The 19,340-nt window shown below is 66.8% G+C and carries 18 protein-coding genes; 9 read left to right on the top strand and 9 right to left on the bottom strand.

The features are described 5' to 3' along the window. The first annotated feature begins 91 nt into the window (after nucleotides 1-91). The 3 genes from V3596_RS16200 to V3596_RS16190 all read left to right on the top strand — a co-directional run bounded on the left by V3596_RS16200 (nucleotide 92) and on the right by V3596_RS16190 (nucleotide 4,895). A complete protein-coding gene (locus V3596_RS16200) occupies nucleotides 92-2,884 on the top strand; it encodes a TonB-dependent receptor (RefSeq protein ID WP_334278828.1) in 2,793 nt (930 codons plus the stop codon). Next, complete coding sequence (locus V3596_RS16195; RefSeq protein WP_334278826.1) at nucleotides 2,841-3,947, top strand: serine hydrolase domain-containing protein; 1,107 nt, start codon at nucleotides 2,841-2,843, stop codon at nucleotides 3,945-3,947. The genes V3596_RS16200 and V3596_RS16195 overlap by 44 nt, the downstream gene beginning before the upstream one ends. A 69-nt stretch (nucleotides 3,948-4,016) precedes the next feature. Continuing rightward, nucleotides 4,017-4,895, top strand: a complete 879-nt coding sequence (locus V3596_RS16190; protein WP_334278825.1) for an acyltransferase — start codon at nucleotides 4,017-4,019, stop codon at nucleotides 4,893-4,895. A 120-nt stretch (nucleotides 4,896-5,015) separates the two neighbouring features. On the opposite strand, the gene V3596_RS16185 is transcribed toward V3596_RS16190, so the two are convergent. Then, complete coding sequence (locus V3596_RS16185) at nucleotides 5,016-5,951, bottom strand: sugar kinase (protein WP_334278824.1); 936 nt, start codon at nucleotides 5,949-5,951, stop codon at nucleotides 5,016-5,018. A gap of 151 nt (nucleotides 5,952-6,102) precedes the next feature. Between V3596_RS16185 and V3596_RS16180 the strand changes: the two genes are divergently transcribed. The 3 genes from V3596_RS16180 to V3596_RS16170 are packed head-to-tail and all read left to right on the top strand — an operon-like array spanning nucleotide 6,103 to nucleotide 8,295. Then, nucleotides 6,103-7,266 carry a GGDEF domain-containing protein gene (locus V3596_RS16180; RefSeq protein ID WP_334278823.1) on the top strand — a complete coding sequence of 388 codons (1,164 nt, stop codon included), beginning with the start codon at nucleotides 6,103-6,105 and terminating at the stop codon, nucleotides 7,264-7,266. 22 nt (nucleotides 7,267-7,288) lie between these two features. Beyond that, nucleotides 7,289-7,951: a trimeric intracellular cation channel family protein gene (locus V3596_RS16175; RefSeq protein ID WP_334278822.1), complete on the top strand. Its 663-nt coding sequence runs from the start codon at nucleotides 7,289-7,291 to the stop codon at nucleotides 7,949-7,951. Then, complete coding sequence (locus V3596_RS16170) at nucleotides 7,948-8,295, top strand: VanZ family protein (protein ID WP_334278821.1); 348 nt, start codon at nucleotides 7,948-7,950, stop codon at nucleotides 8,293-8,295. Before V3596_RS16175 ends, V3596_RS16170 begins: the two co-directional genes overlap by 4 nt. Here V3596_RS16170 and V3596_RS16165 read toward each other — a convergent pair. Genes V3596_RS16165 through V3596_RS16155 form a run of 3 tightly spaced genes read right to left on the bottom strand, consistent with a single transcriptional unit; the run spans nucleotide 8,282 to nucleotide 11,097 of the window. Continuing rightward, nucleotides 8,282-9,562 (bottom strand): TRAP transporter large permease, encoded by a 1,281-nt coding sequence (locus V3596_RS16165; protein ID WP_416383989.1) that lies wholly within the window; start codon nucleotides 9,560-9,562, stop codon nucleotides 8,282-8,284. The two genes, V3596_RS16170 and V3596_RS16165, sit on opposite strands and share 14 nt — an antisense overlap. 35 nt (nucleotides 9,563-9,597) lie before the next feature. After that, complete coding sequence (locus V3596_RS16160; RefSeq protein ID WP_334278819.1) at nucleotides 9,598-10,062, bottom strand: TRAP transporter small permease; 465 nt, start codon at nucleotides 10,060-10,062, stop codon at nucleotides 9,598-9,600. Between the two features lie 6 nt (nucleotides 10,063-10,068). Next, entirely contained in the window at nucleotides 10,069-11,097 is a 1,029-nt protein-coding gene (locus tag V3596_RS16155) for a TRAP transporter substrate-binding protein (protein WP_334278818.1), read from the bottom strand. 206 nt (nucleotides 11,098-11,303) lie between these two features. Here V3596_RS16155 and V3596_RS16150 point away from each other — a divergent pair, with 206 nt between their 5' ends. Both V3596_RS16150 and V3596_RS16145 read left to right on the top strand, forming a co-directional pair. Then, a complete protein-coding gene (locus V3596_RS16150; RefSeq protein ID WP_334278817.1) occupies nucleotides 11,304-12,197 on the top strand; it encodes a hypothetical protein in 894 nt (297 codons plus the stop codon). A gap of 104 nt (nucleotides 12,198-12,301) precedes the next feature. Beyond that, nucleotides 12,302-13,186, top strand: a complete 885-nt coding sequence (locus V3596_RS16145; protein ID WP_334278816.1) for a hypothetical protein — start codon at nucleotides 12,302-12,304, stop codon at nucleotides 13,184-13,186. A gap of 442 nt (nucleotides 13,187-13,628) precedes the next feature. On the opposite strand, the gene fahA is transcribed toward V3596_RS16145, so the two are convergent. Genes fahA through V3596_RS16120 form a run of 5 tightly spaced genes read right to left on the bottom strand, consistent with a single transcriptional unit; the run spans nucleotide 13,629 to nucleotide 18,381 of the window. Then, a complete protein-coding gene (gene fahA / locus V3596_RS16140; RefSeq protein WP_334278815.1) occupies nucleotides 13,629-14,948 on the bottom strand; it encodes a fumarylacetoacetase in 1,320 nt (439 codons plus the stop codon). Beyond that, on the bottom strand, nucleotides 14,945-15,163 hold the full coding sequence (locus tag V3596_RS16135) for a DUF2783 domain-containing protein (RefSeq protein WP_334278814.1): 219 nt from the start codon (nucleotides 15,161-15,163) through the stop codon (nucleotides 14,945-14,947). Before V3596_RS16135 ends, fahA begins: the two co-directional genes overlap by 4 nt. 3 nt (nucleotides 15,164-15,166) lie before the next feature. Next, entirely contained in the window at nucleotides 15,167-16,843 is a 1,677-nt protein-coding gene (locus V3596_RS16130; RefSeq protein WP_334278813.1) for an FAD-dependent oxidoreductase, read from the bottom strand. A 12-nt stretch (nucleotides 16,844-16,855) separates the two neighbouring features. Further along, nucleotides 16,856-17,401 carry a VOC family protein gene (locus tag V3596_RS16125; RefSeq protein ID WP_334278936.1) on the bottom strand — a complete coding sequence of 182 codons (546 nt, stop codon included), beginning with the start codon at nucleotides 17,399-17,401 and terminating at the stop codon, nucleotides 16,856-16,858. 14 nt (nucleotides 17,402-17,415) lie between these two features. After that, nucleotides 17,416-18,381, bottom strand: coding sequence for an MBL fold metallo-hydrolase (locus tag V3596_RS16120; RefSeq protein ID WP_334278812.1), 966 nt, complete (start codon nucleotides 18,379-18,381; stop codon nucleotides 17,416-17,418). Between the two features lie 117 nt (nucleotides 18,382-18,498). On the opposite strand from V3596_RS16120, the gene V3596_RS16115 reads away from it, so the two are divergent. Beyond that, nucleotides 18,499-19,287 (top strand): IclR family transcriptional regulator, encoded by a 789-nt coding sequence (locus V3596_RS16115; protein WP_334278811.1) that lies wholly within the window; start codon nucleotides 18,499-18,501, stop codon nucleotides 19,285-19,287. Nucleotides 19,288-19,340 lie beyond the last annotated feature (53 nt).

Genomic DNA, 19,340 nt, shown 5'->3' with positions numbered 1-19,340 from the left:
GCCTAGTTCCCTAGACTGACCGCGGAACTAGCCTGTAAGCTGGGTCAACACCTGACCCCCTTTTTGCATCCTTTCAACCTGGAGTATTCCCATGCCGTTGAACTCGCGCCTGCCGCTGAGCGCCACCGCCCAGGCCAGCCTGGCCCTGCTGGCTTCGCTGATCGGCCTGCCCGCCTGGTCCCAGACCAGCACCACGCCGGCTGCGGCACCCGCCGCCACCACGGACGCCAAGCTCGGCCGGGTCGAAATCACCGGTTCCTCGATCAAGCGGCTGGAGAGCGAAGGTGCGTTGCCGGTGCAGGTGATCACCCGCGAGGACATCGCAAAGGCCGGCGTGACCACCGCGGCCGAGATCATGGCCACCATCACGGCCGGCGCCAACAACCTGACCGACGGCGTGAGCATCGGCACCGGCGGCTTCAAGGACCAGATGGGCTTCAACTCCGCCAATCTGCGCGGCATCGGCGCCTCGTCCACCCTCGTGCTTCTGAATGGCCGGCGCATGGCCAACTTCGCCTCGCCGGGCGACGACTCGGGCGTGGACCTGAACAACATCCCGGCCGCGGCGATCCAGCGGGTTGAAGTTCTGCTCGATGGCGCCTCGGCCATCTACGGCACTGACGCCATTGGCGGCGTCGTCAACTTCATCACCCGCAAGGACTACCAGGGCGTTCAGCTCGATGCCTACGCCAGCCGCACCCAGGAAGGCGGCGCCGGCCGGCGCAGCGGCTCGATCGCTGGCGGTTTCGGCGACCTGGCCCGCGACGGCTTCAATGTCTTCGGCGTTCTCGATGTGCAGAAGACCGACCGCCTCAGCACGGCGCAGCGCCAGTTCATTTCCGACCTGAAGATTCCCGAGCTGCTGCCCCATCTGCTGTCGTCGGCCGGCTTCCCGGCCAACATCCGCCTGACCAGCAGCCAGCGCAACTATTTGCAGGACCAGAACTTCAAGATCAACGGCAAGTCCATCGTCAACCGCACGATCAACCTGAGTGCGCCGAACTGCCAGCCGCCGCACACGCTGTACCTGCCCGACGGCATCGGTGGCGAAGACGCCTGCACCTACGACTTCATGCGCGACCTGGAGCTCTACCCCAAGTCCGACAAGAAGAGCTTCCTGGGCCGCGCCGTGGCCGACATCGGCGGCGGCCACCAGGTCTTCGCCGAGGTCTCGCTGTCCAGCGCCAAGACCTGGTACGTGGGCACCAGCAACCGCGTTGACGCCGATGTGCTGATCTCGGGCATTCCGGTGCTGGCGGCCACGGGCCTGGGCGGCGGCGACCCCGATGCCACCGTCGTGGTGCGCACCCGCATGCTGGAAGCCGGCAACCGCACCAGCGAGCTGACCAGCACCGGCAACCGCGTGGTGCTCGGCGCCACGGGCACCATGGGCGGCTGGGACTACGACACCGCGTTCAACCTGTCCAGCAACCGCGTCTCCGACCGCGACGTGCGCGGCTATGTGCTCTACGACAAGGTGCTTGAGGGCTTCCTGAGCGGAAAGCTCAACCCCTTCGCCTCCTCGGGCGCTGCCGGCAAGGCCTACCTTGACAGCATCCAGGTCAACGACGAAGTGCGCCGCGCCCGCGGCACCATGACCTCGCTCGACTTCAAGGCCTCCAAGGCCATCGCCAAGCTCGACGGCGGCGACCTCTCCATGGCCTGGGGCGCCGAGACGCGCCGCGAGCAGACCAAGTCCCATGCCTCGGACCTCCTGCTGTCCGACAACATCACCGGCGACTGGACGCCTGGCGACGCACAGAACACCGACTACAAGCGCAGCATGTGGGCGGCCTACGGCGAGTTGGTGGCGCCAGTCACCAAGGAGCTGGAGCTGCAGGCCGCCGTGCGGCATGACCACTACCAGAACATCGGCGGCACGACCAATCCGAAGCTGGGCCTGCGCTACCAGCCCATGAAGTCGCTGCTGGTGCGAGGCTCGGTCAGCACCGGTTTCCGCGCACCTTCGCTGAACGACCTCTACCGCTCGGTGCGCGTGGGCTCGAGCGCCATCCTGCCCGACCCGATCTATTGCGCCGAGAACGACTGGGACCTCGGCATCTGCGCGCTCGACTGGACCACGCGCACCTACAGCAACCCGAAGCTCAAGCCCGAGCGCTCGCGCCAGTTCTCGACCGGCATCGTGTTCGAACCGACCAAGGGCACGACGCTGAGCGCCGACTACTTCTACCTGACCAAGCGCGACCTGATTTCCACGCTGGGCGAGGACGTGATCCTCAACAACCTCTCCAAGTACGAACCGCTGACACACCGCTACAGCGAGGACGAGCAGCTGGCGGGTTGCGACTATGACCCGGACGACAACTCGATCTGCTTCATCGAGCTGCAGAAGGAGAACCGCGGCCGGCTCAAGACCTCGGGCCTGGATCTGATGGCCGACATCCGCGGCATCAAGACCGGCGTCGGCACTTTCGGCGTGCGCCTGACCGGCACGCTGACGCTGATGTCCAAGGAACAGACCGGCTATGGCGACCCCTACATCAGCAACCTGGGCAAGTTCGTCACGCGCGGCGTGGTGCAGCGCTGGCGTCATCGCCTGACGCTGGACTGGGAACGCGGCCCGTTCAGCCTGGCGCTGTCCAACCACTACATGAGCGGCTATGAAGACCAGAACTCGGCCATCGACACCAACACCGGCACGGTGGTGGGCGCGAACCGCGTGAAGGCCTATTCGCTGTGGGACCTGAGCGGTGCCTGGCAGGCCAGCGATTCGCTCACCTTGCGGGCCGGCGTGAAGAACCTCGGCGACACCTCACCGCCCTTCTCCAACCAGGCCTACTTCTTCATCTCGGGCTATGACCCCAGCTACACGGACCCGCGTGGCCGCGCCTTCTACGTCAGCGCGCAGTACCGTTTCCGCTGAGTCTTCGTCGCTGCAGCGCCGGGCCCTGCTGCTGAGCAGCCTGGGCCTGGCCTTGCCGGCGGGCGCTTCAGTCAGGCAGCTGGATCACCGGGCCCGCTTGTGGGCCTTCGAGCAACAGTTGCCGGCACTGATGACCGAGCTGAAGGTACCGGGCCTGGCCTTGCTGCTGCTGCAGGACGGCCAGCCCGCCTGGTCCGCCTGCCAGGGCCATGGCGGCGGCGCGGAGAAGAAGCCGGTGGGCCCGAGCACCGTGTTCGAGCTGGCCTCGATGAGCAAGCCTGTGTTCGCCTGGCTGGCGATGCAGCTGGTGCGGTCTGGCCAGTTGCAGCTCGACCGGCCCATCGTCGAGATCCTGCCCCGCCCGTTTGAGACGGTGCAAGCCGGCCAGGAAAGAATCACGCCGCGCATGCTGCTCTCGCACCAGAGCGGCCTGCCCAACTGGCGCGCCGGTGGTGACGATGCGCCGCTGCTGCTGCAGGCCGTGCCGGGCGAACGCTTCATCTATTCCGGCGAGGGCTACTACCTGCTGCAGCAGCTCGTCGAGAAAGTCACTGGCCTGCCCTTGCAGGCTCTGGCCGAGCGCGAGCTGTTCAAGCCGCTGGGCATGGACAGCAGCACCTTCGTCTGGCGTCCGACCCTGGATGCGCGACGGGCCTGGGGCCATGACGATGCCGGCCTCGCCCTGCCGCGGCAAGACTATGCCCGGGCCAATTCGGCCTACACGCTTTACAGCAGCCTCGATGACTACGGCCGCTTCCTCGCCGCCATGCTCAAGCCCGACTTCGGCTCGGCGATGCTGGTACCGCAAGTCAAGGCCGGTGACCGCGAGCCCTTGGTCCGGCCCGAGCCGGCTCGTGGACGCGAGGTGAACTGGGGCCTGGGCTGGGTGCTGGACGAAGCAGCACAGGGCCGCATCGCCTATCACAGCGGCAGCAACAGCACGGGCTACCGCAGCTACTGCCAGTTCTCGGTGCAGCGCGGCAGCGCGCTCCTGATGCTCAGCAACGGCCTGGGCGGCGGCAAGCTCTGGCGACGATTGGCGGCCACGCTCGGCGACCTCTGAACCAGGCTTGCACGGGGGTATTGATCTGCCGCAAGGTCGAATCGGCTCGCAGGCCGGCTACAGTTCCGCATGCTTCTGAGAAAACTGCTGCCTGCGCCGCTCCTGGGCGCCCTCACCGGAACCTTCCTCGCCGTCAACACGGTGCTGACTTTCAGCCTGATGATTCCGTTCGCCCTGCTCAAGCTGGTGATACCCGGCTCGCGGGCATTTGCCGACAGCGCGCTGAATGGCCTGGCCGGCAGCTGGGTGGGCCGCAACAACGCCTGGATCGCCGCCGTATGCGCCACCGAGTGGGATGTGCAGGGCGTGGAATGCTTGAATCTGCGCGGCTGGTACCTGGTTTCGCCCAACCACCGCAGCTGGGTCGACATCCTGGTGCTGCAGCGCGTCTTCCATCGCCGCATTCCTTTCCTGAAGTTCTTCCTCAAGCAGGAGCTGATCTGGGTGCCTGTGATCGGCCTGGCCTGGTGGGCGCTGGACTTCCCGTTCATGAAGCGCGGCCGCAGCGCCGGCGCGCACGCCAGCGACCTGGAGACCACACGCAAGGCCTGCGAGAAGTTCAAGACCATTCCGACCACGGTGATCAACTTCGTCGAAGGCACGCGCTTCACCGAGGCCAAGAAGGCCCAGCAGAAGAGCCCCTACAAGCATCTGCTGCGACCCAAGGTCGGCGCCCTGGGAATTGCACTGGCCACGATGGGCGAGCAGTTCGAGGCCCTGCTGGACGTGACCCTGGCCTACCCGGACGGCACGCCCACGTTCTGGCAACTGCTCAGCGGCCATTGCGGACGCGTCGTGGTGCGGGTGCAGCGCCGCGAGATTCCGACCGAAGTGGTTGGCGGCAATCCGATGACCGACAAGGTGCAGCGAAGCCGCATCTCTGGCTGGATCGAAGGCCAGTGGGTCGAGAAGGACGAACTGATCGAGCAGCTGGTGAGGCGCGACTGAGCTGGCGCGGCAGACGCCTAGCGCCCGGCCCTTGCCCGTACCCGTGCCCTTGGCCCTAGCGCTGGTATGCAGCGGCCATGCATGCGCCCCGCCCAGGACGGGCTGCCATCCGCATGACTGCTACTGAGCCAAGTCGGCCATCGCCTCGCGCGGAATCAAGGCACCACGATGCCGGATGACCCGCGCCGCCAGCCGGTTGGCGAACAGCGCCGAGTCCAGTGCCGTGGCGCCGGCCAGGCGGCGTGACAAATAGCCGGCGGCGAATGAGTCGCCGGCGGCGGTGGTGTCGACCACCTTGGCCACCCTCTCGGTGGCAGCCTCCTGCCAGACACCCCCTGCTGCGCGCACCAGCGTCGGCAGGGCGCCCCGCTTGATCAGGAGTTCGGGCACCGGCAGGGCCTGCGCTGCAGCCACGGCGGATTCGAGCGTATCCAGGCCCAGCAAGGCCTGGTGATCGTCCGCCGTGATCAAGGCCAGGCTGGACAGCTCGAAAGCCTGCATGAAGGCACGGCGGGCCTCCTGCAGATCGGGCCACAGCCGCGGGCGGTAGTTGTTGTCGAACACCACCAGCGCGCCGCGCTCGCGCAGCCGCCGCATCAGGCCGAACAGGCGCTCGCGCCCGGCTGGCGGCAGGATCGCGAGGCTGATGCCGCTCAGGTAGAAGGCATCCCATTCCTCGGCTCGCGCTTCCAACGGTGTGGTCAGGCTCTCGAAATAGGCCTTGGCCGCGCTGGTGTCACGCCAGTAGCTGAAGCTGCGCTCGCCCCGGGCATCGACCTCGATCAGATAGAGCCCCGGCATCCGCCCGGCGATGCGCCGCACCAGGCTGACATCGATTCCCTCCTGCGCCCAGCGCTGCAGCAGGCCGGCGCTCAGGCTGTCTTCGCCCAGGCCGGTCGCGTAGAGCACCTGCAAGCCGGCGGCCGCACCACAACGGGACAGATAGACGGCCGTGTTCAGCGTGTCACCGCCAAAGCCTTGCTGCATGGCGCCGAAGGCCTGGCCTTGCAGCTCCAGCATGCATTCGCCGACCAGGGCGATTCTCTTGACCGTCATCGGGAAATCTCAAATTTGAAACAATGTTCCAAATAATGCCATAGACCGCCCGGGACCAGCACCCGGGCGCACCCTGAGCGGCGCTCAAGCGCCTGAGCAAATGTCGGCAACAGTCGCCCGGCAGCGTCCGGCGGCATGCAAAATCGTCCGTATGCCGCCCTTCCTGCATATCGATACCCTGCTGCTGGTCTACCTGATGGCCGCGGTTCTGATGTTGCTGGTGCTTGTCGGTGGCGCCTGGCAAGCCCAGGGGCGCTATGGCCTGTGGTTCTGGACCGGCGCCTTCGCTGCCGTCGTACTAGCGCAGTCGGCGCGCGACCTGCTGGTGTTCCTGGGCAGCCCTCTGCCCTTGCACACCATTGGCCATATCGGCGGCGTGCTGTCCTCGGGCCTGGTGCTGCTGGGTGTGCGCGCCTTCCTGGGCCTGCGCCTGTACTGGGTGCCGATCTGCGTGGCCATGGCGGTGATGTCCCTTGTTTCTCTGGCGGTGGTGAGCGCTGGCCAGCCGCTGGGGGTCTCGCTGAGCCTGTCGCTCTACGGCGCCGGCCTGCTGCGCGCGCTGACGTTGTGGCCCTTGTTACGAGCACTCAAGGCCGGGCCCAGCTTCCCGCTGTCGCTGATGGCTTCGGACCAGATGCTGTCGATGCTGGCCCATTGGGGCCGCGCCTGCATGGTGATGCCCGGCGCGGTTGATAGCGCGAACCAGACCGAGCAGGCCAACGCCCTGTGGCTGCTGGCCTTCATCGCGCTGCTGCTGACGCAAGGCTTTGCCCTGCTGCTGCTGGTCAACGAACGGCTGCAGCAGAAGATCCTCGCCCTGGTCGAGATCGACCCCTTGACCGGCCTGCTGAACCGTCGCGGCCTGGACCAGCGCCTGCTCGGCTTGCACCAGCGTGCCGCCACCTCGGAGCGGCCGCTGCAATTGGCAGCCGCGATGCTGGACCTCGATCATTTCAAGCAGATCAACGACCGCCACGGCCATGCCGTGGGCGACCAGGTGCTGGTGGAGCTCGGCCGGCGGCTGCGAAATCACGTCAGGCCTAACGACCTGGCGGTGCGCCTGGGTGGCGAGGAGTTCGTCGTGCTCTGGTTCGACGTCGGCAACGATTCCGCCGTCGGCATGGCCGAGCGGCTGCGCCAGTCGCTGGAGCAGGCGCCTTTCGAGACCGACGCCGGCCCCATGCGCGTCAGTGCCAGTGTCGGCGTGGCCAGCCAGGGCGCCGCGGGGGAGCCACTCGAAGCACTGCTCAAGCGTGCCGATGCGGCCATGTATGAAGCCAAGCGGGCCGGCCGCCACCGGGTGGTGAGCGCTTGAACGGGCCCTAAGATCCGGCCCCATGAGTGCCATCAAGACGACGCTGTTCACCCTGTCCAATGCACAGGTGGTGATCGAGGCGGTAGCGACCATCGCCTTTGCGCTGTCGGGCCTGCTGGAGGCAGCGCGCAAGCGGCTCGACGCCGTTGGCATCTGCGTGGTGGCAGGTCTTGCCGCCTTTGGTGGCGGCACCTTGCGCGACGTGCTGCTGGACCGCCGGCCCTTCTTCTGGGTCGAGCATGCGCTGTGGCTGTGGGCCCTGCTGGCCTTGTGCATCGGCGCCATGCTCTTCATGCGCAGCCGGCATCTCGCGGTCACCGAGCGAGCGATGCAGTGGCCTGATGCCATCGGCCTCGGCCTGTTCACCGCGGGCGGCACGCAGATCGCATTGGACATGCAGCAGCCGGCCGTCGTCGCCGTGCTGATGGGCGTGATCACGGCGGTGTTCGGCGGCGTGCTGCGCGACATCGTCTGCAACGAGATTCCAAGCGCCTTCCGCGACCACCGGCCCTACGCGATCTGCTCCTTCGCCGGCGCCTGGGTGACGGTGGCGGCCCAGCAACTGGAGCTCAGTCATTCCATCGGCCTGGTGCTGGCGGCCGGCACCGCCACGCTGCTGCGCGCCGCCGCGCTCTGGACAGGCTACACGCTGCCCAGCTGGCAAGCGGGCGGTCCGGAACGATGACGCGTTCGCGCCTGCCTTTCGCGCTTGCGTTCCTGGTGCTGCTGCTGACCATCGGCTGGCTGGCGCTGACGCCACAGCCGCCGCGCGAGCTCACGACCGGCTGGGACAAGAGCAACCACCTGCTCGCCTTCGCCAGCCTGATGGTGAGCGGCCGCCTGGCCTGGCCGCGGCACTGGCTCGCCCTTTTTCTTGGCCTGCTCGCCTATGGCGGCACTGTCGAGTTGCTGCAGCTGCAGGTACCGGGCCGCGATGGCGAGTGGGCCGACCTGCTGGCCGACAGCATCGGCCTGGCCCTCGGTCATCTGCTCGCGCCACTGGCGCTGCGCCTCTTCAAAGCCACTTGAGCACACCGACGCTCAGGACCGGGAAGCACAAGAGCAACAGCATGCGCAAGACGTCCGAGGCCAGGAAGGGCATCACGCCCTTGTAGGTCTCCTTCATCGGCACATCTTTGGCCATGCCGTTGACCACGTAGACATTCAGCCCCACAGGCGGCGCCAGCATGCCCATGCCCACGGTCATCAGCACCAGAATGCCGAACCAGATCGCCTTGGGCTCGGCGGCCAGGCCCCAGAGGTCCAGGCTCATCACGGTCGGGAAGATCACGGGGATGGTCAGGAGCAGCATCGAAAGCTCATCCATCACGCAGCCCAGCAGCACGTAGAAGGCCAGGATCATGGCGACGATGGCGAACGGCGGCACCTGCAGATGGCCCACCCAGTCGGCGAGCAGCGTCGGCATCTGCGTGAGCGCCAGGGCCGAATTCATCATGTCGGCGCCGAGGAAGATCATGAACACCATGGCCGAGGTTTCGGCCGTGCCCAGGAAGCTGCGCTTGATGCCGGCCCAGCCCAGTTCGCCGGCCAGCGCGCCGGTAGCGAAGGTGCCGAGGGCGCCGACGGCCGCACCCTCGGTCGGCGAAAAAAGGCCGCCATAGATGCCACCGAACACCAGCACGAAGATCGCCACCAGCGGCCACACACCCAGCAGTGCGCGCCAGCGCGCGGGCCACTCGATGCGCGCACTGGGCTGAGCCAGCTCGGGCCGCAGGCGGCAGTAGATGGCGATTACGATCAGATAGCCGGCCGTCGCAAGCAGCCCCGGTATGAAGGCCGCTGCAAACAGCTTGGCGATGTTCTGTTCGGTCAGGATGGCGTAGACCACCAGCGGCACCGAAGGCGGAATCAGGATGCCCAGCGTGCCGCCGGTGGCGAGCACCGCGGTGGACAGGCGGCCGTGATAGCCACCCTTCTTCATCTCGCCATAGGCCACTTGCGTGATCGTGGCGCAGGTCGCCACCGAGGAGCCGCAGACCGCGCCAAACGCCGCCGAGGCCAAGATGGCCGCCATGGCCAGGCCACCGCGCCGGTGGCCGACAAAGGCGGCCGCCGCCTTGAACAAGGCGCGGCTCAGGCCGCCCTGGGTCGAGAACTGGCCCATCAGGAGGAACAGCGGAATCACCGACAGCTCATAGACCGAGAGCCGCGCCACGGCCGAACCCTTGAGCAGGTTCAGGAGCGCCATGTCGTTGGTCATCAGCCAGTAGCCAGCCGCGCCGGGAATGAACATCGCGGCGGCGATGGGCACGCGCAAGGCCATCATCAAGAGCATGGCGGCAAAGATCCACAGGGCTGTCGTGCCGCCGCTCACTCCTTGCCCTCCCAGCCGACGGCCTGAGCAAAAGCCACGAGCGCCGTCAGCGCCAGGCCGGGCGCCAGCGCTGCATAGCTGAGCCACATCGGCAGGCCCAGAATCATCGTCGTCTCGCCCGCCTCGCGCACCGCCTGCGCGCCGACAGTCGAGCGCCAGGCGAGCAGGGCCACCATCAGCGCCAGCAAGAAAGCGCCCAAGGCATCGAGCGCGCGGTTCATCGCCGGCGGCGCCTTCTGGGTGAAGAAGTCCACGATGATGTTGGCGCGCCGCAATTGGCACCAGGGCAGGCACAGCGCGATGCACAGCGCGATGCCGAACTGGCTCAGTTCCACGTCACCCTGGATCGGCCTGCCAGCTTGCCGGCCGACGATGCTGGCCACCGTCAGCAAGGCCACCGCGCAGGCCGCCAGGCAGCCTGCCAGGGCGCTCCACAGCGCCAATCGATGCAGCCAGCGCATCAAGGCCTATTTCTTGTACTTGGCCAGCAGCGCCTGCGCATCCTGCAGCATCTGCTTGCCGGGCAGGCCGCGCTTGTCCATGTCGGCCACCCAGTCGTCGTAGAGCGGATGGCTGGCCTTGATCCAGTGGTCGACCTCGGCAGCAGGCACCGTATGGAAGACATTGCCGCGGTCCACCGCCGGCTTGCGCCCGACGGCCTGGCTCTCGTCCCAGACCTTGCCGGCCTGCTGTGAAAGGCCGGCCCCCGAGTTGCGGTCGATCACCGCTTTCAGATCGGCCGGCAAGCTGTCGTACTTCGCCTGATTCATCGCCAGGATGAAGACCGCGCTGTAGAGCGCCGGCCGGCTCGGGTCGGTCTCGGTGTGGTACTTGACCATCTCATGCAGCTTGACCGAAGGGATCACTTCCCAGGGCAGCGCGAAGCCATCGATCGTGCCCTTGCTCACCGCATCGGCCACCGTCGGCAAGGGCATGGCCACCGGCGTTGCGCCAAGCGAGGCCAGCAGCTTATTGGTCTGCCGGGTCGGGGCGCGGACCTTCATGCCCCGCAGGTCGGCCATGGTCTTGATCGGCTTGTCGCGGCTGTGCAGATAGCCTTCGTCATGGGTGCTGAACATCAGAGGCTTGATGCCGACGAACTCCTTGCTGGCGTACTTGACGTAGAAGTCCCAGGCCGAGCGTGCCGCAGCCTCGGCCGAGTTGGTCATGAAGGGCAGCTCGAACACCTCCATGATCGGGAAACGCCCGGCCGTGTAGCCGGGCAGCGTGAAGACGATGTCGACCACGCCGTCCTTGGCCTGGTCGATCAACTGGCCCGGCGATCCGCCCAGTTGCATGGCCGGGAAGATCTGGCACTTCAGCTTGTGGCCCGAGTCGGCATGGATCTTGTCGCACCAGGGCTGCAGGATCTTGCTCGGAGGCATCGCGCCGGGCGGCCAGAAGTGATGGACCTTGAGCGTCACCTCCTGGGCCATGCCCAGTGGCGCAGCCAGCGCCAGTGCCAGGCTGAGCAGCGATTTCTTGTAGAGGTTCATCACATGTCTCCGTCCTCTTGTCGACCAGGTTGCAGATGGTAGGCGCGGGCCGCTCGCCCAGCACTGGCGTTTGCCCTTGCGAAGGGGCGGCCGCAGTCAGCACGCGTGGCGCTCGCCGTCGGCCCATGCCCTCCGGCATCTTTACACGCCACTGCTATCCTTCCCCGCGGCAGGTTCTCCACCCAGGAGTCACAGGAGTCAGAACAATGAAGATGCCGATGATCGCCGCCGGCCTGGCCCTGCTGCTGGGCTGCAATGCCCAGACACAGGCCCAGACGCCTTCGCCGGCGGCCAAGAAGCCGGCCGTCATCGCCCTGGTGGCCGCGGTGGGCAACAAGCTGAGCTTTGTGCGGCAGCGCCAAGGCACGGGCAGCCATATCGAACCCTACACACGCAACAGCGTGGCCATCAACAGCCAGGCGCTGAACTTTGCCGTGCTGCGCGGCCTGGACAAGGCCCTCGAGCTGGACGAGCCCGACTCGCAGCGCGTATTCCTGAGCTGGACGACGCCAGCGGAGGTGGGAGTGGCCATCGAGAAGAGCTACGGCGCCAAGCGGGACGAGCTGCTTCTTGAGGCCTTGCGCGAGCATCTGCGCGGGCTGCCCCAGCGCGAAGGCTGGGACCGCATCGAGGCCGTGCTGCCACGCTACTCCCACCTGGAGCGCCAGGGCATGGCGGGCAAGCTGGGCGGCATGGGTGTCTATGTCCAGCCGCTGCAGTCGGGTTCGGTGGAGTTCGACGAGAACGGTGAGGTCAGCAACAGCACGACCAACGACGGCGCGAACAAGACGGTCAATCCGAAGACCGGAGAGACCGCCAAGGAATCAACTTTTGTCGCGCCCTACTTCTATTTTGACCGCGTGACGCTCGATGCGAAGACGTTGGCGGTACTCGCCCGCAAGCCGCAGTACGACAACATCAAATACAACGACCCCACGTCGGCCGCCATCGACGTGAGCAACCAGGTCCCGATCAAGGACATGCTGGGCCGCCTGCTGGTACTGGCCGAGCGTTCGGCCTACCAGTCGGTGCGCGGCAAGAGCGAGGTCGAGGTCGGGCCGGCCCGCGCCATCACGCCGCCTGCATCGGCGCCGCGCTGAGCCGAAAAAATAACATAGACAATTCTGGCAGGCGGTTCCGGGAGCCGGGAACTTTCCGGCCGCCAGATACAAAACAACAGCTATCCAGCAAAGGAGGATTTCCGATGACTCATCACCGTCGGCTGAGTAGCGTCGCCATTGCGGCCCTGCTCGGCTTGAGCCCCGCGTTGGCACAGCGCGTGCAGACCGAGACTCCCGGCACCGTGGCCCTGATGGCCGCCGTCGGCGACCAGCTCAGCTTCGTGCGCCAGCGCCAGGGCACCGGCAGCCACATCGAGCCGTTCACGCGCCAGACCCTGCAGCTCGAAGGCCAGCAACTCAACTACGCCGTGCTGCGTGGCCTGGACCGGGCCATCGAGCTGGAAGAGCCTGCGGCCCGCCGCGTGCTGCTCAGCTGGAATCCGCCGGCCGAGTTGACCAAGGCCCTGAACCAGGTCAGCAGCAAGGACCGCAACGAGCAACTGCTCGATGCCCTGCGCAAGCATCTGGAGTCTGTGCCGGACCGCAAGCAATGGGACCGCATCGAGGCCGTGCTTCCCCACTACAACTACCACGGCGTCAAGGGTCTGGGCACCAAGCTCAACGGCATCGGTGTCTATGTGCAGCCGCTGGCGCGCAACTCGATCGACATTGACACCGAAGGCGGCGTCGTGGAGCGCGAAGAGCGTGCGGGCGACTATCACACCATCAATCCGCGCACCGGCGAGAAGTCGAACTACTCGACCTATGTGGCGCCCTACTTCTACTTTGACCGGGTGACGCTGGATGCGAAGACACTGAAGGTGCTGTCACGCAAGCCGCAGATGGACAGCGTCAAGTACCACGATCCCGACTCGGTCGCGCGCGACGTGAGCAGCCAGCTGACGACGGCCGAGGTCTTCGGCAAGCTGCTCGACCTGGCCGAGAAGTCGGCCTACAAGTCGGTGCGCGGCACGGTCGAGGTGGGCGCGCCCAAGGCCATCACGCCACCGCCGACCAAGGCACAGTAAGCCCAGCAAGGCCGGCACCACGGGCGGCCTTTTTCTTGGTCCTTCGTCGATCTGCGGCGAACGCTCCAACCGGCACATAGCAGCCAAATGCTGTTTCCTTCTTTCGCGCTGCCGAGGCCATCGGGTGAGGGCTTGTGCTCCTGTCCCCCGGACCGGGCTTCGCCCGATCCTCCTCCTTTACCTCGCCCAAACCCTCACCCGACGCCCTCGGCCGAACCTGCGCATGCCACCAGGCGAAGGCCACAGTGGTGCGGATCAGGTCGGCAGTGGGTTTCCCGAAGCGAGGTAAAGGAGGAGGATCTGGCGCAGCCAGGGCCGGGGGACACGAGCGCAGGGGAACCCGCTGGCGGCCTGATCTTCGACGCACCTTCGAGGAAGAAGGCAAGAGTCCGCAACGTGCCGCCAAGAGACATCCCCGGAAGCCGGCGATGAGCCCCTTTTCTCAGGCCGCCCGCGCCGGCAGCAGCGTTGCCCAGCAGTCGCCAAAGCCGATGCTGCGTGCGCCCGGCGCCGTGGCGCGGCCGCGCAGGCTGAGCGTGTCGCCGTCCTGCAGGAAGGTCCGCTGCTCGCCGTTGGCGAGCACGAGCGCCTGCTTGCCGCCCTGGCTCAACTCCAGCAGCGAGCCGCCCTGCTCAGGCAGCGGGCCGCTCTGCGTGCCACTGCCCAACAGGTCGCCACTGCTCATATTGCAGCCACCGCTGGCATGGTGGGTCAGCATCTGCGCGACCGTCCAGTAGGCGTCGCGGAAGTTCGATTGCGAAAGCCGCTGGGCCGGCAGGCCGCCTTCGCGCATCGCAGCGGTCTGCAGCCAGACTTCCAGTTCGATATTGAAGGCCCCCTGTGCGCGGTTCTGTGCCGAATCGAGATAGGCCAGGGGCTGCGGGTCTTCCGCGGGGCGCTCGAAGCTGCAACGAAATGGCGCCAACGCTTCCATGGTCACGATCCAGGGCGAGATCGTGGTGCCGAAATTCTTCGCCAGGAAGGGCCCCAGCGGCTGGTATTCCCAGGGCTGGATGTCGCGCGCCGACCAGTCGTTCAGGAGGCTCAGGCCGAACAGATGCTGCTCGGCCTTCTCAATGCCGATGGGCTCGCCCAGTGCATTGCCGCCGGCCACGAAGGCACCCAGCTCCAGCTCATAGTCCAGACGCTGGCTGGGCGCGAACACCGGCGCCTCGGCATCCGGCGCCTTGCGCTGGCCCCAGGGCCGGCGGATCGCCATGCCGCTGACACCAATCGACGAGCTGCGGCCGTGATAGCCGATGGGCACCCACTTGTAGTTGGGAAGCAGCGGGTTGTCGGGGCGGAACAGCTTGCCCACCGTGGTGGCATGGTGGATGCCGGTGTAGAAGTCGGTGTAGTCGCCGACCCGGCACGGCATCAGCATCTCGGCCTCGCTCTGCGCCAGCAAGGCAGTGCGCAAGGCGGCCTCTTGCTTGGAGCCGGTCAGCAAGGCCTCGAAGAGCGCATGACGGAGAGCCAGGCGGGCGGCCGGTGGCTGGCCCATGAAGGCGTTCAGGTCGCCTTGCGCGAGCGGCGCCAGCAGCGCCTGGATGTCCGCGCTCCAGCGGCCCAGCTCGGCCGCGTGCCTGAGGTCCAGGATCTGGTCACCGATGGCCACGCCGATGCGCGCATCTTCATCGCTGCCGCGGCGCCGGAAAGCGCCGAAGGGCAGGTTCTGAATCGGGAATTCGCTGCTCGCCTGGTTGGCGCTGACCACCCAGCTCTGTGCGGCGGGGTCGTGGGTGTGGTCGGTCTTGATCATCGGGGCTGTGGATCGGTGGAGTTCAGGGTATTGCTGCGGGCCAGCTCGATGGCCTCGCCAAGCACGGCGCGGTCGCCCACCTGGTTGGCCAGGATCAGCACCAGCTTGGCCAGCAGCATGTCGGCCTGCTCGTCGCTCAGGTCGCGCTGCGCAGCGATCAGCTGCTCGTAGAAGCCGTCGACATCGGGGATGTTGGGTGTTCGCGTCAGGGCCATGGCCTATTGCCTCGCAAGTGCGCGGTCCAGCGCAGCGCTCACGGCTGCTGCATCGAAGCGGCGCCAGCGCGCGGCCACATGCTGGTCGGGGCGGATCAGGTAGCAGGTGCCAGGTCTTGCGTCGTAGCGTTGCGCGAGCAGGCCTTGTTCATCGATCAAGTCGCGCCCCACTTCCAGGTGCTGCACGCCGGGCACCTCGTCTGCCGGGCCAAAGCTCAGCAGGGTGAAGCCCTGGGCCAGCAAGGGCAGCAACCAGGCGGCACGCCCATTCACCTGCACCGGCGCATCAGCGCAAGCCGAGCCTGGCTTCATGCGGCCTTCGAAGGCTTCGGCATCGGCCGTGTTCAAGGGCGAATCCAGATAGGGCGTCGGCGTCGACAGCCTGCCGCTGTTGACCAGGGGCCGGGCAAAGGGCTCGCTGCGCGCCAGTTCCAGCACCGCATTGCGCAGACGCAGCGAGGCGCGGGTCTTGGGGGTGATGAAGTCGGTCGAGCGGGTCGAGTTCAGGAGGTTGTCATCAGCCGCAGCGGAGCGCTCGGCGTGATAGCTGTCCAGCAGGGCTTCAGGCGCTTCGCCGCGCAGCACGGCAGCCAGCTTCCAGGCAAGGTTGTCGGCATCCTGCACACCGCTGTTTGCGCCGCGTGCGCCGAAGGGCGACACCTGGTGCGCCGAATCGCCGGCAAAGATCACGCGGCCATGGCGCATCTGCCCGATGCGGCGGCAGGCGAACTGGTAGACCGATACCCACTCAAGCTCGAACTCGGCCTCCTCGCCGAGCATCGCGCGGATGCGCGGAATCACCTTCTCCGGCTTCTTCTCTTCCACCGGGTCGGCCTGCCAGCCAAGCTGGAAATCGATGCGCCAGACGCCATCGCTCTGCTTGTGAAGCAGCGCCGACTGGCCACGATGAAACGGCGGGTCGAACCAGAACCAGCGCTCCGGCCGGGCGCCGGGCCGCCCCAAGGCCGCGCCGGGCCCCCTCGGGGGGCGGTCGCCGTATCCGGTGGCCGGGGGCTCCACATCCGTCGGAAATTCCGCCTTCATCACCACATCGGCAATCAGGAAGCGGTCCTGAAAGGCCTGGCCCTTGAACTCCGCGCCCAGCATGGCGCGCACATCGCTGTTGGCGCCATCGCAGGCCAGCAGCCATTCGGCCTGCATCGCGAAGCTGCCATCGGGTGTCTCCACCGTCAGCGTCACCGCCTCGCCGCCCTGCTCCAGCGCCGTCACGCGGTGCTTCCAGCGCAGGTCGATCAGGGGCTGCTCCAGCGCCGCCTCGACCAGCTTCTGCTCCAGGTGGTACTGCTGCAGATTGATCATGGCCGGCTGCTGGTGGCCGTCCTCGGGCAGCAAGTCGAACTGGTAGGCCAGCGTGTCGCCGAAGAAGACCTTGCCGACCTGCCAGCGCACGCCCTTCTCGACCAGCGCTTCAGCCACACCCAGGCGCTGCCAGATCTCCAGCGGCCGCTTGGCATAGCAGACCGCCCGTGAGCCCAGCGACACGCTGTTGTTGTCGTCCAGCAGCACGACGGCGAGGCCGCGCGCGGCGCAATCGAGCGCCAGCGTCAGGCCCACCGGACCGGCGCCGACGATCACCACCGGATGGCGGCGCAGCGCACCAGTCGACTGCTCGGCGCTCTGCCGGTAGGCGTACTCCGGATAGCTGTAGGTGGCCTGCATCAGACAGCCCGCTCAGACCGGCGCCGGCAGCGCCTTGTCGTGCATCCAGGCCGCATGCTTGGGCGCGCGGCGCGTGGCTGCCCACTCGTCCAGCATCTCCCATTTGCAGGCATCGAGTTGGCGGTACATCGCCTCGGTTCCCACATCGACCGCCAGCTCCAGCCGGTGGCCGTTGGGGTCGAAGAAATAGATGCTCTTGAAGATCGTGTGGTCGGTCGGGCCCAGCACGTCGATGCCAGCGGCCTGCAGGCGCGCCTTGGCCGACTCAAGCTCGCCCATGCTGCCGATCTTGAAGGCGATGTGCTGCACCCACAGCGGCGTGTTCTCGTCGCGGCCCATCGTCGCGGACTTGGGCAGCTCGAAGAAGGCGAGCACGTTGCCCTGGCCCGCGTCCAAGAAGACATGCATGTACGGGTCATCGGCGCCGGTCGACGGCACCTTGTCTTCGGCGATGGCCAGCACGAACTCCATGCCCAGGTGCTTGACGTACCACTCCACCGTGGCCTTGGCGTCCAGGCAGCGGTAGGCCACGTGGTGAATGCGCTCGATCTTTTCCATGGCGTTCATCTCCCTCACTGTTGTCCTTCCAGGTCCTTCCACATCTGGATGTCGCGCTCGGCGGTCCAGATGCGCGGGTCGGTGTGGCCATGCGCTTCGTCGTAGGCACGGGTCACGTCAAAAGGCATGCAGTGCGCAAAGATCACCCAGTGGCCATAGCGCTCGCTGAGCTTGTCGTAGGTCTCGCGGTAGACGCTGTTCAGGTCGCGCCCCGCCGCAGCGCCGGCCTTCACGTTCGCGTACAGGTCGCTCACAAAAGCTCGCGTGCCAGCCAGGCCGTCTGCCACCTGCTGAGCGTTCTGCAGCGCCGGGCCGCGGCCGGGCACGAGCTTCTCGGGCTTCAAGGCCGCCAGCCTGTCGAGCGTCTGCGGCCAGTCCTGAAAGTAGGCGTCGCCGGCATAGGGCGTGGCATCGAACTCGACCAGGTCGCCCGAGAACAGCACCTTGTCCTGCGGCAGCCAGACCACGGTGTCGCCCTTGGTGTGGCCGCGGCCCAGCTGCAGTATCTGCACTTCGAGCTTGCCCAGCCACAGCGTCATCTTGCCGGTGAACGTGAGGGTCGGCCAGGTCAGGCCCGGCGGCACCGATTCGACATTGCGGAACAGGCGTGGGAAGCGGCCGATCTCGCTGGCCTTGTCCTGCTCGCCGCGCTCCTTGATCAGGTCCAGCGTGTCTTCGCTGGCGATGATGTGCTCGGGTTTGTAGGCCGACGCACCCAGCACGCGCACCGCGTGATAGTGGCTGAGCAGCACGTATTTGATGGGCTTGTCGGTCACCTCGCGGATGCGCCGGATCACGTCCTCGGCCATCACCGGCGTGGCCTGCGTGTCGACCACCATCACCGCGTCGTCGCCGATGACGATGCCGGTGTTCGGGTCGCCCTCGGCCGTATAGGCAAAGGCGTGGTCGGACAGCTTGTCGAAGCTGACCTTTTTCTCTTCCAGGTCGGCTTGCGAGGCGAAGGTCTTCTGGTTGCTCATGGCGGCCTTGGGCTGATGGCGGATCGGCAAGGCCTGGATTTAACCAAAAGCAAATCAATTCGTCTATAGCGAATTTTCTTCACCAAGCCATGCGGCCGTCTGATAGCCTGCCGGCCCATGAGCGATACAGAGCATCAAGCCCCAGGGAACGAACGCAGCCCGCGCGGCATCCAGAGCGTGGAAGTTGGCGGGCAGCTGCTGATTGCCTTGGCTGCGCAGGGCCGGCCGATGGCATTGAAAGACCTGGCGCGCGAGGCCGGCATGGCCCCGGCCAAGGCCCATCCGTACCTGGTCAGCTTCATCAAGCTGGGCCTGGTCGAGCAGGAAGGTGGGCGCTATGGCCTGGGGCCCCTGTCCTTGCAACTGGGGCTGATCAGCCTGCAGCAGTACGACCCGGTGCGCCTGGCCACACCACGCATCGAGGAACTGGCGGTGGCGCTGGGCCACACGGTGGCCATTGCCGTCTGGGGCAATCGCGGGCCGACCATCGTGCGGGTGGCCGAGGCGCCGAGCCCGGTTCATATCAGCATGCGCCACGGCACGGTGATGAGCCTCGCCGGCACTGCGTCCGGCCGCCTCTTTGCGGCCCACCTGCCGCGCGAGCGTGTCTTGGCCGCGCTGGCGATGGAAGCCGGTGCGGAAGGCCGCACGGCCAGCAAACTGGACAAGGCTTTCGAGGCGCTGCTGGCCCAGGTGCGCGAGATCGGCCTGGCCAGCTCACGCGACGGCGTGGTGCCCGGCGTCAGCGCACTGGCAGCTCCCGTGTTCGATGATCAGAGCCGCATCGTGCTGAGCCTGACCGCCATCGGCCCGAGTGCGGCGGTCGACCTCGACTCGAATGGTCCGGTGGCCAGGCGTCTCATGGAGGCGGGTCGGGACATTTCTCGCCAGCTGGGCTGGCGCTGATCAACACACGCGCCGACTCCGCAACTGCGGCTCTTGCAAAATGGCAACGGGCC

The sequence above is a fragment of the Roseateles microcysteis genome (assembly GCF_036880965.1).
Lineage (GTDB): Bacteria > Pseudomonadota > Gammaproteobacteria > Burkholderiales > Burkholderiaceae_C > JAUASW01.
Note: the sequence above shows the minus strand (reverse complement) of the source record. Positions and strands in the feature narration are given on the sequence as shown.

Coding starts and splice junctions, on each gene's coding strand:
- V3596_RS16170 (WP_334278821.1), top strand. CDS start 7,948: ATGACGCGTTCGCGCCTGCCTTTCGCGCTTGCGTTCCTGGTGCTGCTG.
- V3596_RS16200 (WP_334278828.1), top strand. CDS start 92: ATGCCGTTGAACTCGCGCCTGCCGCTGAGCGCCACCGCCCAGGCCAGC.
- fahA (WP_334278815.1), bottom strand. CDS start 14,948: ATGATCAAGACCGACCACACCCACGACCCCGCCGCACAGAGCTGGGTG.
- V3596_RS16190 (WP_334278825.1), top strand. CDS start 4,017: ATGCTTCTGAGAAAACTGCTGCCTGCGCCGCTCCTGGGCGCCCTCACC.
- V3596_RS16130 (WP_334278813.1), bottom strand. CDS start 16,843: ATGCAGGCCACCTACAGCTATCCGGAGTACGCCTACCGGCAGAGCGCC.
- V3596_RS16185 (WP_334278824.1), bottom strand. CDS start 5,951: ATGACGGTCAAGAGAATCGCCCTGGTCGGCGAATGCATGCTGGAGCTG.
- V3596_RS16150 (WP_334278817.1), top strand. CDS start 11,304: ATGAAGATGCCGATGATCGCCGCCGGCCTGGCCCTGCTGCTGGGCTGC.
- V3596_RS16160 (WP_334278819.1), bottom strand. CDS start 10,062: ATGCGCTGGCTGCATCGATTGGCGCTGTGGAGCGCCCTGGCAGGCTGC.
- V3596_RS16165 (WP_416383989.1), bottom strand. CDS start 9,562: ATGCTCTTGATGATGGCCTTGCGCGTGCCCATCGCCGCCGCGATGTTC.
- V3596_RS16155 (WP_334278818.1), bottom strand. CDS start 11,097: ATGAACCTCTACAAGAAATCGCTGCTCAGCCTGGCACTGGCGCTGGCT.
- V3596_RS16115 (WP_334278811.1), top strand. CDS start 18,499: ATGAGCGATACAGAGCATCAAGCCCCAGGGAACGAACGCAGCCCGCGC.
- V3596_RS16180 (WP_334278823.1), top strand. CDS start 6,103: ATGCCGCCCTTCCTGCATATCGATACCCTGCTGCTGGTCTACCTGATG.
- V3596_RS16175 (WP_334278822.1), top strand. CDS start 7,289: ATGAGTGCCATCAAGACGACGCTGTTCACCCTGTCCAATGCACAGGTG.
- V3596_RS16120 (WP_334278812.1), bottom strand. CDS start 18,381: ATGAGCAACCAGAAGACCTTCGCCTCGCAAGCCGACCTGGAAGAGAAA.
- V3596_RS16145 (WP_334278816.1), top strand. CDS start 12,302: ATGACTCATCACCGTCGGCTGAGTAGCGTCGCCATTGCGGCCCTGCTC.
- V3596_RS16135 (WP_334278814.1), bottom strand. CDS start 15,163: ATGGCCCTGACGCGAACACCCAACATCCCCGATGTCGACGGCTTCTAC.
- V3596_RS16125 (WP_334278936.1), bottom strand. CDS start 17,401: ATGGAAAAGATCGAGCGCATTCACCACGTGGCCTACCGCTGCCTGGAC.